This is a genomic window from Anabaena sp. 54 (assembly GCF_017355725.1).
GTDB lineage: Bacteria > Cyanobacteriota > Cyanobacteriia > Cyanobacteriales > Nostocaceae > Dolichospermum > Dolichospermum heterosporum.
Map to the genome: position 1 here is coordinate 29108 of NZ_JAAVWA010000019.1, position 16493 is coordinate 45600.

16 protein-coding genes are annotated in these 16493 nt (G+C 37.9%); 4 read left to right on the forward strand and 12 right to left on the reverse strand.

The genetic code is table 11. From position 1 onward, the window contains the following. Positions 1-20: 20 nt before the first annotated feature. The 5 genes from HEQ36_RS16730 to crcB form a co-directional block, all read right to left on the reverse strand. On the reverse strand, positions 21-908 hold the full coding sequence (locus tag HEQ36_RS16730) for an IS982 family transposase (protein WP_053540817.1): 888 nt from the start codon (positions 906-908) through the stop codon (positions 21-23). 157 nt (positions 909-1065) lie between these two features. Continuing rightward, the gene (locus tag HEQ36_RS16735) at positions 1066-1257 is read right to left on the reverse strand and encodes a hypothetical protein (RefSeq protein ID WP_053540816.1); all 192 of its coding nucleotides are present in this window, start codon (positions 1255-1257) and stop codon (positions 1066-1068) included. A gap of 146 nt (positions 1258-1403) precedes the next feature. After that, positions 1404-4106 carry a GUN4 domain-containing protein gene (locus HEQ36_RS16740; protein ID WP_168635827.1) on the reverse strand — a complete coding sequence of 901 codons (2703 nt, stop codon included), beginning with the start codon at positions 4104-4106 and terminating at the stop codon, positions 1404-1406. Between the two features lie 341 nt (positions 4107-4447). Next, complete coding sequence (locus tag HEQ36_RS16745; protein WP_053540814.1) at positions 4448-5857, reverse strand: Rieske 2Fe-2S domain-containing protein; 1410 nt, start codon at positions 5855-5857, stop codon at positions 4448-4450. 29 nt (positions 5858-5886) lie between these two features. Then, complete coding sequence (gene crcB / locus HEQ36_RS16750; protein WP_053540813.1) at positions 5887-6285, reverse strand: fluoride efflux transporter CrcB; 399 nt, start codon at positions 6283-6285, stop codon at positions 5887-5889. A gap of 266 nt (positions 6286-6551) precedes the next feature. On the opposite strand from crcB, the gene HEQ36_RS16755 reads away from it, so the two are divergent. Together HEQ36_RS16755 and HEQ36_RS16760 are read left to right on the forward strand one after the other, a co-directional pair. Continuing rightward, positions 6552-7415, forward strand: coding sequence for a zinc metalloprotease HtpX (locus HEQ36_RS16755; RefSeq protein WP_053540812.1), 864 nt, complete (start codon positions 6552-6554; stop codon positions 7413-7415). Between the two features lie 119 nt (positions 7416-7534). Further along, positions 7535-7915 carry a hypothetical protein gene (locus HEQ36_RS16760; RefSeq protein ID WP_053540811.1) on the forward strand — a complete coding sequence of 127 codons (381 nt, stop codon included), beginning with the start codon at positions 7535-7537 and terminating at the stop codon, positions 7913-7915. Positions 7916-8543: 628 nt separating this feature from the next. On the opposite strand, the gene cruF is transcribed toward HEQ36_RS16760, so the two are convergent. After that, on the reverse strand, positions 8544-9452 hold the full coding sequence (cruF, locus tag HEQ36_RS16765) for a gamma-carotene 1'-hydroxylase CruF (protein WP_053540810.1): 909 nt from the start codon (positions 9450-9452) through the stop codon (positions 8544-8546). A 344-nt stretch (positions 9453-9796) separates the two neighbouring features. Between cruF and HEQ36_RS16770 the strand changes: the two genes are divergently transcribed. After that, positions 9797-10222: a hypothetical protein gene (locus HEQ36_RS16770; protein ID WP_027403156.1), complete on the forward strand. Its 426-nt coding sequence runs from the start codon at positions 9797-9799 to the stop codon at positions 10220-10222. 377 nt (positions 10223-10599) lie between these two features. Here the strand turns inward: HEQ36_RS16770 and rpmA are convergent, their stop codons facing one another. Further along, positions 10600-10884: a 50S ribosomal protein L27 gene (gene rpmA / locus HEQ36_RS16775; protein WP_027403157.1), complete on the reverse strand. Its 285-nt coding sequence runs from the start codon at positions 10882-10884 to the stop codon at positions 10600-10602. Positions 10885-11021: 137 nt separating this feature from the next. Then, complete coding sequence (gene rplU / locus HEQ36_RS16780; protein ID WP_168635826.1) at positions 11022-11429, reverse strand: 50S ribosomal protein L21; 408 nt, start codon at positions 11427-11429, stop codon at positions 11022-11024. A 1092-nt stretch (positions 11430-12521) separates the two neighbouring features. Between rplU and HEQ36_RS16785 the strand changes: the two genes are divergently transcribed. Further along, a complete protein-coding gene (locus HEQ36_RS16785) occupies positions 12522-13622 on the forward strand; it encodes a nucleotidyltransferase domain-containing protein (protein ID WP_053540809.1) in 1101 nt (366 codons plus the stop codon). Positions 13623-13750: 128 nt separating this feature from the next. On the opposite strand, the gene HEQ36_RS16790 is transcribed toward HEQ36_RS16785, so the two are convergent. The 4 genes from HEQ36_RS16790 to ndhL all read right to left on the reverse strand — a co-directional run bounded on the left by HEQ36_RS16790 (position 13751) and on the right by ndhL (position 16057). Further along, entirely contained in the window at positions 13751-14401 is a 651-nt protein-coding gene (locus HEQ36_RS16790; protein WP_072033624.1) for a heterocyst differentiation related protein, read from the reverse strand. A 231-nt stretch (positions 14402-14632) separates the two neighbouring features. Then, positions 14633-15436, reverse strand: coding sequence for a tryptophan synthase subunit alpha (trpA, locus tag HEQ36_RS16795; RefSeq protein ID WP_168635825.1), 804 nt, complete (start codon positions 15434-15436; stop codon positions 14633-14635). A gap of 73 nt (positions 15437-15509) precedes the next feature. Next, the gene (locus HEQ36_RS16800) at positions 15510-15821 is read right to left on the reverse strand and encodes a DUF3007 family protein (protein ID WP_027403162.1); all 312 of its coding nucleotides are present in this window, start codon (positions 15819-15821) and stop codon (positions 15510-15512) included. Between the two features lie 26 nt (positions 15822-15847). Further along, a complete protein-coding gene (gene ndhL / locus HEQ36_RS16805) occupies positions 15848-16057 on the reverse strand; it encodes an NAD(P)H-quinone oxidoreductase subunit L (RefSeq protein WP_080683924.1) in 210 nt (69 codons plus the stop codon). Positions 16058-16493: the final 436 nt, after the last annotated feature.

The window sequence follows — 16493 nt, forward strand, 5'->3', positions numbered from 1 at the left end:
TATTGATATTTAATTGGTAATTAAGCTAATAAAACTGGTAAGGTTTCAATTTCATTTTCATCAAATCTTAAAGAAGGTTTTTTAGGTTGCCAAGTATAAGCTATTATTGCAGCAACAACATTAACCATGAAATTAGTAACACTTCGATGTCGAGAATGAGCAAGTTGTGAAATATTTTTGAGTTGGTCATTAACAGTTTCAATTAAAGAGCGTTTTCGGAGCATTAATTTCTCCTCCAGGGACAAGAGCTTATTCCGCATATTTTTCTTGAAAGGAGTGATTAATTTGAGTCCATTAGACCAAAGTTCAAGCCAGAGTTTTTGAGAAATATATCCTTTGTCTCCAAATATTTTCCCAAATAAGTTCTTAGTCAAAGTGGGAACAGGTTTTCGGTCATCTGTATTTCCAGGAGTAATTTGAAACGCAAGTAACTCTCCTTGATCATTAATAATCAAATGAAGTTTAAACCCAAAATACCAACAAATAGAACTTTTCCCCCAGCCAGCTAAATCTTTAAAGACCTTATTTGTCTTGGCTCTTTTAGAATGACAAATGGGAATAGAGGTACTATCAATAAAACTTATACCTGTATTGAGTCCTTTTCGTGTATTCAGATAATACATCAAGGGAATTAAAGCATTTGGCATTAATTCAACAAATCTTTGATAACTCACTAAATTGGGAAATTCACCTTGGCAATATTTGAAGATATGTTTCAGGTAATAATCTTTAAAATTGCGGTAACTAGAGCGATGAAAATACACAATTATTGTCATAATTTCACTTAGACATAATCGGCTGGGTCTAATTCTTTTTTTTATTTGGGATGGGATAAGTTGAGCTTGAAACATTGGCTCAAAATAGGTACAAAAATCATCAATTTCACAGAAAATAGTTTCTAATTCCATGAGTTATAATCATTAATTTTCTTTAATTAAACCTCTTCTATTGTCCCTAATCTGAGGTACTTTGAGTTTGTATTCAAATAGTATTCGTAATATAAATTTAGATTTTGTTATGAAAATTTACTTAAATCTAGGCTGGTTTCCTATTAATTCTCAATAATTAAGGCTTATTGAGAATATAGGCTCTTTCCAGAAAAGCCTCTAACCCTTTTGAATACTCATTTTTAGCTGGTTTTCTTACATCGAACTCAGGTGTTTTTCTACAACCAGATGCTGACTGAGATAAAACTGATCCAGCTAATTGTTTAGCTAGATAGTGAATATAATTAGGGTCACGATGAAAATTCTTCATTTTCTTACTTTTTTATAAATTACGATAACAATTATAGCAAATTAGTTTTTAAAAATGATAATATTCCAAAATATCAAGATTTTATTTATATTTTGATACTTGGATATCATTTCTAGTAGGAGTTTACTTATAAAAAGACTTATATTTTATAGATTACAAGTCTCGACGCGATAGAAGAGACTCCTCCTTCCTCTATCCTTCTTTTCACTTCCTATAGGGAGGTGTCCTTTTGGTGCTTTTATATCAAAAGTAATATTTGTGTAGTACAACCAACTGCCAAAGTTTCGCCATCCTACCTTGTCCCCAAAGTTTCGCCAAACTTCCTCATTGTAGTTTTTAGTTCCCCCAAAACTTTTATAAATCCTTTGTTGAACAGAGAAACCAAACTTACCATTGCTGTATTTTACCCATAGCTGGTCAATGGTGCGAAGATCCTCACAGCGAAAATTATCAATATCTTCTATTCTTAACCAACCTTCCTTTTCCCGTTTCATAACGGCTAACATTACCCTTTCTGTTTCCTCATCCGCTTCTTTCCATTTTCCTTGTGCAAGGTAGTCACGCAGTTTTCTGTAATCTTGTCCTACTGCTGATATTAAATCAGTATTATCTAATTCTGGTAATGTTGAATTTTGGATTTGAGACTTTTGATCGTTGGTAATATTACAAGTTTCAACACGAGAGAAGATATGAAAAGAACATACTAAAAATCCATTAGATTCTTCCACTAATATTTGTCTTGGGAGATGGCCTTTTGGTGCATTTATATCAAAAGTAATATCGCCGTAATAAAACCACTCTGTTGCTGTTTTCCATCCCACAGCATAGCCAAAAGCTTGCGTAATTATGCTGTTATGTTTCTTTGTTCCCCCCACATTTTCATAAATACGCTTTTGGATAGAAAAACCAAAACGTTCATTACTGTATCTTACCCACAATTTATCAATCGTATGGAGGTCTTCACATGGGAAATTATTAATGCTGTTAAAATCTAGCGAGCCTAGCTGCTCCCTTTTTGCAACTGCTAACATAACTCGCGTTGTTTCTTCATCAGCCTCTTTCCATTTCCCTGCTGCGAGTAAGTCACGAAGACGGGTATAATTCATACTTACTGCTGATTTTAGCTCAACATCAACACACTGAATATATTCAAGTCGTTTAAGAGTCTCATTGTAATCATTAATATTATTTTCTTGTTTGTAAATATAGGCTGCTTTTTTAAAATCATCTATTGCGGCCTGCTTATTTTTTAAAGATAAAAGAGTTAAGCCACGATTGTAATAGGTGTTAGCACAATTAGGAAGAATTTTTATTGCCTGATTATAGTCTCTAATTGCATCTTGATATAGTCCCAAATTATAATAAATTAATCCGCGCTTGAAATAAGCTTGAGCATCATTAGAATTGATTGCAATAATAGTTGATAAATCTTGAATAGCACCTCGATTATCTCCTGCATTGAAACGAGCTAACCCACGATAGTAATAGTTATTAGCATCACGTGGTGAAAGTTGAATAAGGTATGTAAAATCTTCAATAGCACCTTGATTATCTCCTAAATTATAACAAGCTACTCCCCTATTATAGTAAGCATAATTATGAGTAGGTATATTTTTAATAATCTGTGTATAGTTCCATATAGCATCTTGATATAGCCCCAAATTATAATAAATATCTCCTAGCTTAAAATAAGCGCCAACTTCATTAGGATCAATGTTAATAATTGTGGTTAAATCTTCAATAACAGCTAATTTGTATCCTAATTTAGAGTAAATTTCTGCTCGTTCATAGTAGGCATCAATATAATTATTATCAAGCTTAATTGCCTGAGTATAGTCTGAAATAGCAGCTTGCTTATCTCCTAAATAAGAATGAGCCAAACCCCGCTTATAGTATAATTCAGTATCGGCAGGATTAATAAGAAGTGCTTGAGTATAATCATCAATTGCACCCTGCGTATCTCTCAAGTTGTTACGGATGTTTCCTCTATTATAATAAGCTTCAGTAAGGCTAGGATTAATAAGGAGTGCTTGAGTATAATCGTCAATTGCACTCTGCGTGTTTCCTAATGCCTCATGTATAAGTCCTCTATTATTGTATATTGCAGAAATATTAGGATTGCTAAGTATAGCCTTATTATAATTAGATAATGCTCCTAAATAATCTGTTGATTCTCGACAAGCCATTGCTTGTTGATCATAAATCAGAGCTAAATCATAACTTGAATTAATATAATCATTTGGTTGATGAAATATAAAACTCTCTAAATAACCACGTAAACCACCAGGATAAAGTAATTCATCTATTCCTACTATAGCTTCATTGGCAGCAGATTTAATCATATTAGTTGGTAAAAACCCAGCTATAATAAGACCATATTCTTTTTCCATGTCACTAAATTTTTCTTGACATAAAATACATACTAAAACAGAATTTTTTTCAATTTCTTCTCTATCAATTGTCCATTGAACTTGATCACAATTCCCATAGCGGGTTTTCACCTGAATACCAATTGATGAATTAGCAGTTAAGGTAAAATCAACCTTTCCATCTCCACCACTGTATTTTTCATAATCAATTTCAGTTACAAAATCACCTAAACGGATTTTAACAACTTCCTCACCCAGCTTTCCCTTCATATTATTGAAGAAGATGTTCTTAACATCGTATTTTTGCTTAAATTTATTAGCCATCTCCCAGCAAAAATCCCGTAATTGCTTTAACCTCTCTCCAGAGATAACCGTCAACTCACTATGCTGGCCTTCCTTCTCACAATGGAGTAAGTCACCAGATTTCAGTCTTTGAATAAAATCAGTTTGCTGTGCTTTGAGTATTGTTGTCCAGTCCATTTGTCAAAACTCACCTTTATCTGACAAGGAGTATTTATTCTATTATTCCCTATTAAGCAACAAAAAGCACTAATCTAGATTACATTGCAGTTTTTTGAGTCTAACCGAGAAGTATAGAATCCTCAAACCCTAAAAATGCAAATTAAACAAACATCCTGTAAATCCTTAAATCCTGGATATCCTGATTCAGACAGTTAACCCTAAAAACATACCTCAGACGGATAAACAGGTATAGACTCAGCATCTAAAATATCAAAGCCCGATTGATACCGAGAGTATGAATTCAAACTTTCATATTTGGACGCTGACAATAGTATTAAGTGAAATTTGAAACCGCCAATCTATCTTTTTGTCTCTGGTAAATTACGAGGAGGGATCATTCTCCCCTCATAAAACTCCCTTTCCAACTGACTTAATTTCCACCAAGCTGCACCCAATAAAAGAGGAATAAATGTTTCTGTGATCACAAATAGAATTGATTTTGTTTCCACCAAAAAAGCCAATAAAGGACTACTAGCTAAAGCCAGAATAGTAAAAACACCACACCAGAATTTTAACTTTTGAATTCTCCTTAAAGCCTGACGACAACTAGCACATTTTTCTGTATGGGAATGATATCTTTCTAGCAATCCTTCCTTATTCAATAAAAGTGGTGGTAAAGATTCCCCTGGAAATGTTTCCCCATGATATTGATTTACCCATTTACGTAACTCAGCCACAAAAGTATCTGCTTTCGTCGCCAGATAAAAGGCTTTATTGAAATTAGCACTACCACCTTTATCCGCTAAATAACGTTCTTGATAATGGAGAAAAATTTGATCATCTTCTAAAACGCCATTTTGTCCAATATGAACATACCAACGAGGGCGAATTTTAATAAAAAATCCTGGTAGTTTAGACTTGAACTTAAAAGGAAAACGGGCAATGATCCGACATTCACCTTTGCGAATGGGGACAGCATAAACAACGGTTAAAATTCTGCCTTTTTCAGCATTAATATCATGCCACATTAAACCAGGGGCAATAAATGTTGTGGAAAGTTTTCCCGATTGTCCCGCTTTTAATCCTTGTTTCCAAATCCCTTCAAAACCATGTTTTCCTGATTCAACTATTTCTAATTCTAAAGGTGCAGCATTGGCACGATTTCCCACTGTCAGATGATGCGTAAAGGCAATATGACTAGGATCAAGGATATTTTCTAATAATGTTAAAGCATCATAAGGAACATCTCGAAAAGTGTTCATAATTACCCATCCTTCCGGTGCTGCTTCTATGGGTTCAACTACAGGAACTTTCGTATTTGCAGCATTTTCTGGATTACCAGCATAGACAAATAATAATCCTTGTTTTTCTGTTGTTGGTAAAGATGGTACGCAAGCCCTGGGAGAGGTTTCTGCTTTTGCACCTGCAACCTGTTGGGGAATTTTTTGACAACTTCCATCTCCAGCAAATGACCAACCATGATAAGGACATTCTAACAATCCATCTTCATTAATTCTGCCTTCAGAAAGAGGTGCAAGACGGTGAGGACATTGATCTATAAATACTTGCCAAGATGAGTTTTTTTGATCCCACCAAATGACAATATCTTTACCTAAAAGAGTGAAAGGTGTGGGTTTGGATTTATCTAAATCTTGAAGGTAGTGAACTGGATACCATGCTTCTGCTAATTCAAAAGCATCTGGGTTACTCCCTCCAGGTAATATTTCTGTTAAAGAATTCTCGTTGATAATAGATTGTGTTTGCACCATTTTCTGTATTGATTAATTTTCAATAACTTTTAATTGAACATTCTAGCAAGAACCATCCCTAATTGCACACTGATAATTCCCAAGATTGTACTACCTGAAAAATAACCAGCAGCGGCTAACCAATTACCACGTTGTAACAAGCCAACTGTATCTAAACCAAAAGTAGAAAAAGTAGTATATGCACCTAAAAATCCTGTAGCGACAATTAACTTAATTTCTGGGGAAATCAGCGCTGTTTTTTCCATAGCTAAAGTTGCGAAAAACCCCATTACTAAACAACCGCTAATATTAATAAAAAAAGTTCCATAGGGAAAACTGAAACCAAAGCGGTTCGTAAACCACAAAGTTAAATAATAGCGACTTAAAGCCCCAGCTATTGCCCCTAAACTAATAGCAATGGGAACACGAATTTCTGCCTGTTGTAACATTATTAAGTAGTCGGACAAAATTAAATTCACTCGTTGAGAGAGGGAACAGGGAACAGGGAACAGAAAAATCAGTTGTGTAATTAATTCTGTCCCATTACTTAATCTTTTATTCAATTAACCTCAAACGGAAAACCGTACTCTAGTGAGAGGTTTTCATCACTGTACCCCAAATTTGAACTCGATACAATCAAGGGGTGGGTAAAAAGATGCTGTTGTCCAGATAAAGTTACAAAAATTAATACAGCATAAGTAGGAGAGTTATCAAGATGGGAAATCAACTGAAAACTGCTATTTTACTAGCTACCCTAAGTGGCTTATTAATAGCAATTAGTTACTGGGTAATTGGTGGTACGGGGGGCTTAGTCATCGGAGTTGGGTTAGCAGCAGCGACTAACCTCTTCTCTTGGTATCAATCAGATAAGATTGCTTTAGCAGTATATAACGCCCAACCTGTCACCGCAGCAGAAGCACCAGCACTGTATCGTATCGTCCAAAAATTATCTACCCGTGCCAATATTCCCATGCCGGGAGTGTACATTGTTCCTAGTCCCACTGCCAATGCTTTTGCGACAGGACGAGATCCTGAACACGCGGCTGTGGCCGTCACCGCCGGGATTTTAGACATCCTCCCACAGGATGAATTAGAAGGCGTAATTGCCCACGAACTTACCCATATTATTAATCGTGATACCTTAACTCAAGCGATCGCCGCCACTGTCGCCGGTGCTATTTCTTTCCTGGCGCAGATGCTCAGTTATAGTATGTGGTTTGGTGGCGGTTCACGGGATAATGAAAGAGGTGGCAATCCTTTAGGTGTATTAGCTACAGTCATATTTGCGCCCATTGCTGCTACTGTGATTCAGTTGGCAATTTCCCGCACAAGAGAATTTTCGGCTGATGCTGGAGCAGCAAAATTAACAGGTAATCCTCGCGCATTAGCTAGAGCGTTACAACGGTTAGAATCCACAGCTAGACAAATGCCTTTGAATGCTAACCCAGCCTTTGAACCATTATTAATTATTCATCCCATTTCCGGTCAGTTTTTGGGAAATCTTTTCTCTAGTCACCCAGCAACTGAAGCAAGAGTAGAAGCTTTACTACAATTAGAACGGCAACTTATTAGTCGTTAATAATCTATCTTTGGTCATAAGTATATTGATAAATCCCCAATTAACTGATGACCAAATTATGATGATTACAGGTGCAATTTTCATCCACAAGTAAACTTTACCAACAGGATGTGGCAACCATGACTACTAACAATATTGAATCTATAGAAATCGTCGAAATTACCCTGCAAACTAGCCAAAATGGTGAAACAGACGAAGTTAAGCAGGAAACTACAGCACTATTGGAAGCAATTAAAAAACGCGCCCAAGCTGAAGCTGAATCTGCCGGTACTATTACCCGTGAAACCTATTTGAATGCTGTGCGTCAGGTGCGGGAAGCTATTGAAAGAGATAAACTCATTGAACGCGATCGCTTAGAATATTCTTGGGCAAGAATTCAAGAAGAATTAGACCATAATTGGAACTTACTGCATAAAGATATCACAGATTTAGGTGAGAGATTCCAAAATGCTGCTAAAGCAGCTTGGGAAGCTTTCAATGCCCCTCGTGATCAAAATTAATATAGGGAGGGGTACGCACTCTTTGTGAAATCCAGTCAGCAAATCGTAAAGTAGGGGCGGGGTTTCCCCGCCCTCACAGACAACTTTTTCAGCAAACCCTATATAAGTAATTGGACAAAAATATTTACAGTCATTGCGAGCGAAGGGAAGCAATCACAACTCTTGGAATTGCTTCATTTCACTTCGTTCCATATGGCTAACGCCACGCTGCGCTAACGCAATGACATTGTGTAATTAATTCTGTCTCACTACTTAGCACTTGATTAATAAATCTAAACCGTTCTATAAAACTTACCCAAAATTACCAAAGTCTAGACACATCTGGACAGCGATAATCTTAGTGTTTATTTCCTGCTTCATCGCGGTCTTAGAATGACTTCCAATCTTGTTTGCCCGCTCCACAGACAATCTCGGTAGAACTTACCGTTTCTGACCGTAGTTCCTAAAAAGAACCCTTGACAAATAAATATTTTCAGAGAAGTTCAAAATTAATAATCGGCAAAAATAAACAATAAAAAATCAGGCACTTTAGATAATTCTTTCTTCTTCCTTCTAACTCCTGACTCCTGACGCAATTGGGGAAGAGGAAATTACAAAAATTGCTTTTCTTATTCCCTCTTCCCTATTCTTATTTGAAAGCAACTTTCACATTAGCAACAGCAACTTCCTTAGCAGATGCTTCAATATTCACCGTTGCAGGTGCATTAGAACCCTTAAACCACAGTAGTACAGCAGGAGCTACACCTAGCGCCACACCTAGCAATACCGGGATAGAAAACCCAGCCGCCAAACTCATCACTGTCGCAAAACCAAAATTACCCAAATAAACTAATAAAGGGACATTCAATTGGTAATTGTCCAATTTAATCGGGTTTTTGCTCCATAACAAAGCCGCTACAGTCATAAATAACGACCCAGTACCCATCCAACCTGCAAAGTTCTGGTAAGGCATTCCAAAGAAAGCCCCAGGTTGTTGCCAATACCAGAAGGGAAGAGAAGTTTGACTCATAGCTGGGTCAAGCACAAAATCCCAAGAAGTGAGCAGTAAAGCCCCCAAAACAATTGCTCCAACGTGACGGAACAAAGTGGGTTTTTTATCTACGTCTAAACCCGCCCGCGCCAACACATAAGAAACACATCCCACATAAAACCATGAAAGGGGAATTGTGAAAGGTACCAAACCAGAAATTTTATACCCCAAACCACTCAGATAGCTGTAGTGACCAAAAGGAAAGCCAGTGCTAGTTCCTAATAATTCACTAGCCAAAGAAATTAATACAGATGGGATTAAAAATCCTAAAACGCGTCCCAAACCTAAAGTCCGGTAAGCATAGAGGAACACTCCCACCGCCCCCAAAATCATATATACCACACCGCCGCCCGCCATGCTCCACTGCATGACGCTTTGTCCAAACTCTGATAAGCTGATAATTTGTTCAGCATTGGGAATAACAATCAGTATTCCCACCAGTCCAAATACCATAGAAACGATATGACCAATTAGGCATACGCGCTCGACGATAACAAGTTGTCTCATGATCAATCCTTAATGATGTGCCAGATGGCTACTCAACTGTTAACAGTTTACAAATATTTATGAACGATTTAACTAAATGTTGATATTTATTCTCTCGACATGGGAATCAGGAGTGAAGTTCAACTTTTAGAAACCTTATAGGTTCAGTAAATCTGTGAAATAATGAATGCAACTGATATTGAAAATACCAGTATATAACGATTTGTAACTGAGTGGGGTACAGAACTTTTAAAGTCATAGCAACCGCCAAGTTTATACGAACTAGGGGAGAAATTTCCTTTTTCCGTCCTCCTGACTTCTAACTGGGCGCAGGACCTGCGCCCCTACCTCCTGACTTTTGCTATATGTCAATGTTGAAAAAGATTCCTTGGTTTTCTCTAACACTTGTATTGCTGAGTTACAGTACATTAGGCTGGGTGATATTTGAAGAAAAAGCCCCTTGGTATGTACGGCTGATAACTGTGCTAACCATCCTGCTGTCACTAATTTCTGTCACCAACCCTTGGTTAAAACTCGATGATTATTCTCATATTTTCTTCAAGTCAAACGCTAGGACTTTTTTGGTGGCTATCTTAGCAGCTTTCCTATTTTTTCTAATGATTGCCTGGTTTCGGGTATTTCTTGATACTTTACTTATTATCTGCGCCACTATTTTAGCTAAAATAGACTTTCAATCAGTTGGTTTAAAACCAGCACTAGCTTTTGGCTATATATCTTTTTGCTCACTGCTGGGTTTAGGATTGGGCGCACTTATCAATTACTACATTTAGAATTAGTCATTAGTCACTAATTAATATACTCAAAACGGTTGGGACATGGACTTTTGCGAAATCACGAAAACCCTAGATTTGTAGGGGTAAAGCAAGAGCTTCATGGGTGTCAACTTAAGATCAAATCCCTACCACATCTCGTTCCTAGTCTCTGACTAGGAATGCAGTTGATGAGGCTCTGCCTCTAATATTATTGAAGGCAGAGCCTTCTAGAATTCATTCCCAGTCTCTGACTGGGAATGAGATGACTTGAGTTCTTTGCGGGATAGAGGTTTTACGTTAAGTTGACACATATCAGCTTTTGCTTTACCCCTACCCGGAGAATCAAATAATTAAGCCGTTTTGGATATAACTAATGGCCAATAACTAATAAATAACTAGCTGGCTACAGCTTCTACAAGTTCTACCGCTACTGGATAAACGCTAACTTTCTTCTGGCTTTTACCTCTTCTTTCAAAGGTAACTACACCATCAACTAAAGCGAACAAAGTATCATCACTACCGATACCAACATTATTACCAGGGTGAACCTTAGTACCACGTTGACGGACGAGAATATTACCTGCGCGTACAGTTTGTCCACCGTAACGCTTTACACCTAGTCGTTGAGCATTAGAGTCACGACCGTTTCGCGTACTACCCGTTCCCTTCTTATGAGCCATGATTTCCTCTTTTCTATTTACTTTATTTATCCCAGCTAGTTATCTAGTTTAGGCTAGGAAAAAGATGATTAATGATTGGCAATTAAATTACTCTTGCTCACCTCTTGCCTATTCCTTAACTAGCAACTTAACCTTATTTATGATTCTTCTACGGTTTCTTCCACGAAATCAGCATTAATGACGGGACTTTCCGCCATCGTTGGGGCTTCTTCGTAAGCTAAAACTTCACCGTTAAGATTGATAGAATTAATCAAAAATCTGGTAATTTCCTGGCGATGTCCCCGTTTTTTGCGGGTTTTCTTTTTAGGTTTCATCTTATACACCAGGACTTTGCGACCTCTGAAATGTCGCATAATTGTCCCTTCCACTGTCGCACCTTCTACTAAAGGTTGTCCAATGGAAACTGCGCCTTCGTGGTGTACAAGTAATACTGCGTTGATGGTAACTTTTTCATCTGGTTCAGCGGTTAGTAATTCAATGTCGTAAAAGCGACCTGCTTCTACTTTCATTTGCTTACCGCCAGTTTCAATAATCGCGTAGGTCATTAAATTGTCCTTGAGGTTGCCGTACAGGTAGCTGGCTATAATCTCCCGTAGAGACGCTATTTATAGCTTTTGCCAGCCTTTGAAGTATGTCTACCTGATCCGAGCAGGAGTTAGACAGACAATCTAATATATTACCTGATTGATAGCTAATCAGTCAACCTTTTAGAAAATATAATTTTATAAGACCTCGCGGTAAGCGTAAAACTCAGCGGCTTGGTTCCCTGAGATATAAGCGACACGAGGGATTTTAATCCCTGTGGTATGTTACAATTAAATTGTGAGTAAGAACAAGAAAACATTTATGTGTTGAAGCATCCTAGTACGGAGAAATCCCGGCTCATAAGAAACAACGGTATTTTTGGCGTTGCTGAATTGGCGTATGATTTTTGGAGGTAGAGACGTTACATGGAACGTCTCTACAAAAGTCTTGAACCTATGCAAAATTATTTTCATCCCTAAAATCAGCAACGCCTAATTTTTATTAGATAAAGGTCAACCACCCATCACTTCCCTTCGGGTAAGTGAGGGCTTGTAAAGGCCTAGTTGGACTCAGTTCTTAACTGAACTACGTTAGAGGTAAGAGTTAAAGACCTACCAGGGGATGCGTAGCTAGTTCCCTGCTCTAGAACTTAAAAGTTAAACAGGCTTAAGGGTTAAACCAGTGCTTTTAAGATAGTTACCGACCTCTAACATTGTCAAAGCTAACATGACCCCAGAAATGGGAGGCTCTTCGGAGCAAAATATTATGTCCAAAGTATTTGTTTTAGACACTGAAAAAAGACCACTAGTACCGCAAGGCGGAAGTCAAAAGTCAAAAGTCAAAAGTCAAAATGAAGACAGTATAGGCTTTTGGAGGATTTAGAATGGTTGGTTTATTTACGCCGTTTTGTACTAGACCTAATTAATCCAGTAAATCAATTCACAAAGACAGTTACGAATATGGAAAATCAAAGATTTGTTAATTGCTCAACTGTCCCCTTTGTTGTTTGTGCTGGCGCACAAAATTACTCAAGGGACGTTTCACAGTTAACCCTCCATTCCTCCCATCACAAAACTGAGTACAGTTTTGGTGGGGGTCTCCTGGAGGTTTAGATGAAAAGGATAGAAGTTGAACAAAGAACTATTTTTGTGGGTTTAGCTGGTAGTCATGGTTATGGTTTAAATCGTCCTGAATCAGATTATGATTATCGTGGTGTATTTATTGCTCCTAAACGCTATTATTTAGGTTTTGATAGTATTGAGCAAAAGGATTCAGGATGGGATGAACCAGGGATATTCCCGTTTATAGATGGTAATAAAGATACAGTTATTTATGAATTAAGGAAAGTTCTACATTTATTGGCTGGTGCAAATCCCAATGTTTTAGAATTGCTGTGGTTAACGAATTATCCTTTTTTAACAAATGTCGGACAACATTTAATTAATCATCGCAGGTTGTTTTTGAGTAAAAAGGTAAAACACACTTATTCTGGTTATGCTTTTGCTCAAATCAAGAAGATGGAAACTCATCGTAAATGGTTATTAAATCCACCCACGAAAAAACCTATTCCTGCCGATTTTAATATTATGGATGAAGTTCCTTTAAGCAAAGATGAGTTAAATGCTTTTTTGGAGTATCTTTATCTTTTAATTAGGGGGAAAATTGAATTTTTGGAAGAATCTGAACAGTTATATAAATTGCTGACTGCGGATATTGATTTTAAAGGTGTTTTAAAACAATACACTTTAGCTGATGAAACTTTAACATATACTCAAAATTTAACTCATGGACGTAAGGATTTTATTCGCCTTTTACAAAAAAGTCAAAGTTATCAAATTGCGTTGCGAGAATGGAAGGCTTATATATCTTGGCAGGAAAATAGAAACCCTGCAAGAGCCGAAATGGAAAAAAAATCAGGTTATGATTTAAAACATGGAATGCACTGTATTAGATTACTACGCAGTGGATTGGAAATTTTGCAGCGGGGAGAAGTAACTGTAGATAGAAATTTAGCTGGTGATATTGATGATTTAAAGGCTATTCTGCGGGGTAATTATAGTTATGAAGAGTTGATGAAAATGGCGGAAGATTTGGTTGCTCAAATGGATGCTTTTTATGAGCAATCTAGTTTACCACATCGTCCTGATTTGGAGCAAATTAATGATTTGTGTATGGAGTTGGTGGAAATGCAAGGTTGGGACTCTCAGGGCTAAAGCCACTGAGTTTCCCACTTACCGCGAGGTTTTATGAAAACAATTGCTACTAATGTTAAAACCCCACTAATTGGATTCTGATGTTTGGTTTTTACTTTCTCAATGTCTGAACTATTCAGCACAACGGTTTAGTGCATTTCGTCGTATTCTGCGGTTTCGATCCTTCTAGATTCCATGGGAGAAGATGGTAAAAACTCAGCACGACGCACAGGATTTAAAGATTGTGTTGATCCATTGTAGGGATGAATCACCTGAACAGTACGAGTAGGACGCTGTTTTGGTGCAAATAAAGATAAGACACCGGCGACAACAACACCACCACCAATAGTCAAGGTAGCACCACCCACAGCCCAAAGCATAGGTGAAGACCACCAATTATTTTGCTCAGGTTGTTGTAAAGTGGCCATTTTTTGTTGATTAGCTTGTTGTGCTAATTGCCACTGCTGTTGCGTAAAACTTTGAGCTTGTACCTGGAATTGTTGGTTTTGTAACTTTAGTTGTTCATTGTCAGTTTTCAATTTCTCTATTTGCATATTCATTTTCAGCTTTTCCATTTCTAGCCGCTGATCAGAATTAGGAGCGGTTGGGGGCTGATTAGAATAGACAGGTTGCCCGTAATTAGGGGGATACTGCATTACCTGGGGTGCCATGACTGTCCCAGGCATTTGGGGACTGACAGCAAAGTTCGATGATATCGGGGTATTTGTCCCTTTCAGCAAGACTAAAGCCGCTAACCCAGCTACTGCGACTCCGCCAATAAATGCCATACTTTCGCTCATTGCTGTTACCCCCCAAATATTACTGAATAGTAACTCAGTTGTGACTGATGCACTCTCACACGCATAATTTTTTGCCTACTTTGATATTATAAGAAAATTCAAGATTAACCAGTGTATCAGTTAGTTTTGTGTCTATCCTAAGATATGCTGTTATTATTTAAGACGATTACAGTTAAATTGTCCACTAAAAAATAACAAAAAAATACACTGTTTGGCAATTGCTCTCTTTGATTAAGAGGGGTTTCTGATGGCTGTTTTGAGACTTTGGCAAAATTGAGCGATCGCATCTAATCCCTGCTCTGGTGTGCCTTCTGCCAGTCGCTTCACCATAGCACTACCGACAATTGCCGCATCCGCCCCCCATGCTTTTATCTGTCCTGCTTGCTCAGGCTCAGAAATTCCAAACCCCACACCAATAGGTTTATCTGTAACATGACGGATTTGTTGCAGCAGTTCACCAACCCGCGTTTGCAGTTGGGTTCGCATTCCCGTGACACCAGTAACACTGACTAAATAGATAAATCCTTGAGACGCACGGGCGATCGCCTCTATTCTTTCGGGAGAACTCGTAGGAGCTACCAATAAGGTTAAATCTATCCCCATCTGTGCTGCTGGTTTGATTAGCCCTGCGGACTCTTCCAATGGCAAATCCGGCACAACTAAACCTGCTACCCCAGCATCCTTAATTTGCCTCAAAAACTTATCAACACCTCGATGTAAAATCGGATTGTAATAGGTAAATAAAATAATAGGCGATCGCAAACTCGGACTAATCCCCTTGAGCATCTCCAATACCTGCTCTAAAGTCGTTCCCCTCTCCAAAGCGCGAGTAGCCGCAGCCTGAATCACCGGACCATCAGCCAAAGGATCAGAATAGGGTACACCCAACTCAATAATATCCGCCCCAGAATTATCCAGAACCTGCAAAGCCTGAGCAGTAGTTTCTAAATCCGGATCACCAGCCGTAATAAAAGGAATCAACGCACACTCTTGATTCCGTCTTAAATTTTCAAAGCAATGAGAAATAGCAGTCATTTTGCCTAGTCAGTAGTCAGTGGTCAGTAGTCAGTAGTTACAATCAACAACTGACAACTGAACAATCATAACTCTAAACCTGAGATTCTTTTTCCTCTTCAATCTTCGCTTGCAGTTTAGCTAACTCTTCAGGAGAGAGTTCATCAAGCCGCTTTTGCAAAAAAGCCGTTTCATAAGCTTCCCGTTGTTGATGGTAGGTCATTTTATTCCCTATCGCTCGGAAAATATAGGTGCATAACCAGCCAATTAAGCCAGCCATCAAGAAAACTTGACTCCAGATACCAGCATTCTGACTATCTAAACCCACCCCTTGCAAACCCACATAAGCCAAGCCACCAGCCACAAAAACGCCGAAGCCAATACCAATTGCGTCAATACGTCGCATGAGAATTATGACCTACCAATTTTAATTTAAGCAATTTTTCGAGGACGGGGGTTCAAATTCACAAACGGGGAGAGAACTAGCAACCCCGGAAAGAAAAAGAACACTAAAAAGTACATAAACACCCGTTCCACAGAACCACAGGTATACCATCTTAAACTCAAGTAGAAAAATACAGCAATGGGTATTACCAGCAAATAAGCGCCCGCCAAACTCAGATACAGTAGTGCTACAACCATATTTCTTACCGCAATTTGAACTATATTTGGTGCATTCACTTCTTATGATATGCCCAATGGCTGGTTTGAGGAAGTCGGTAATTCTGTTATTTTCCATCTTCTTTGAAAACCAATTGCCCAAAAATCGAAACTTATGATATGATCGTCTTCAGCCATTAAGCGTAAACTAACTGGCTAGTTTAATATTTTGTTTCGGTGCTAAATGTCAAATATTAGCGTTAGCAAATAAAATTTTAAAATCTACTTGCCAAAAAAAAGCAATTAGTGGTATAACAGACAAGAGGGTAAATACTGCCTCAAAACAGTAAACAACCTTACGGGAGTGTGGCGGAATGGTAGACGCTACGGACTTAAAGGAATTGAGCCTTGATAGAGAAATCTTTCAAGTGGCAGCTCTCAAACTCAGGGAAACCTAAATCTATTTATAGATATGGCA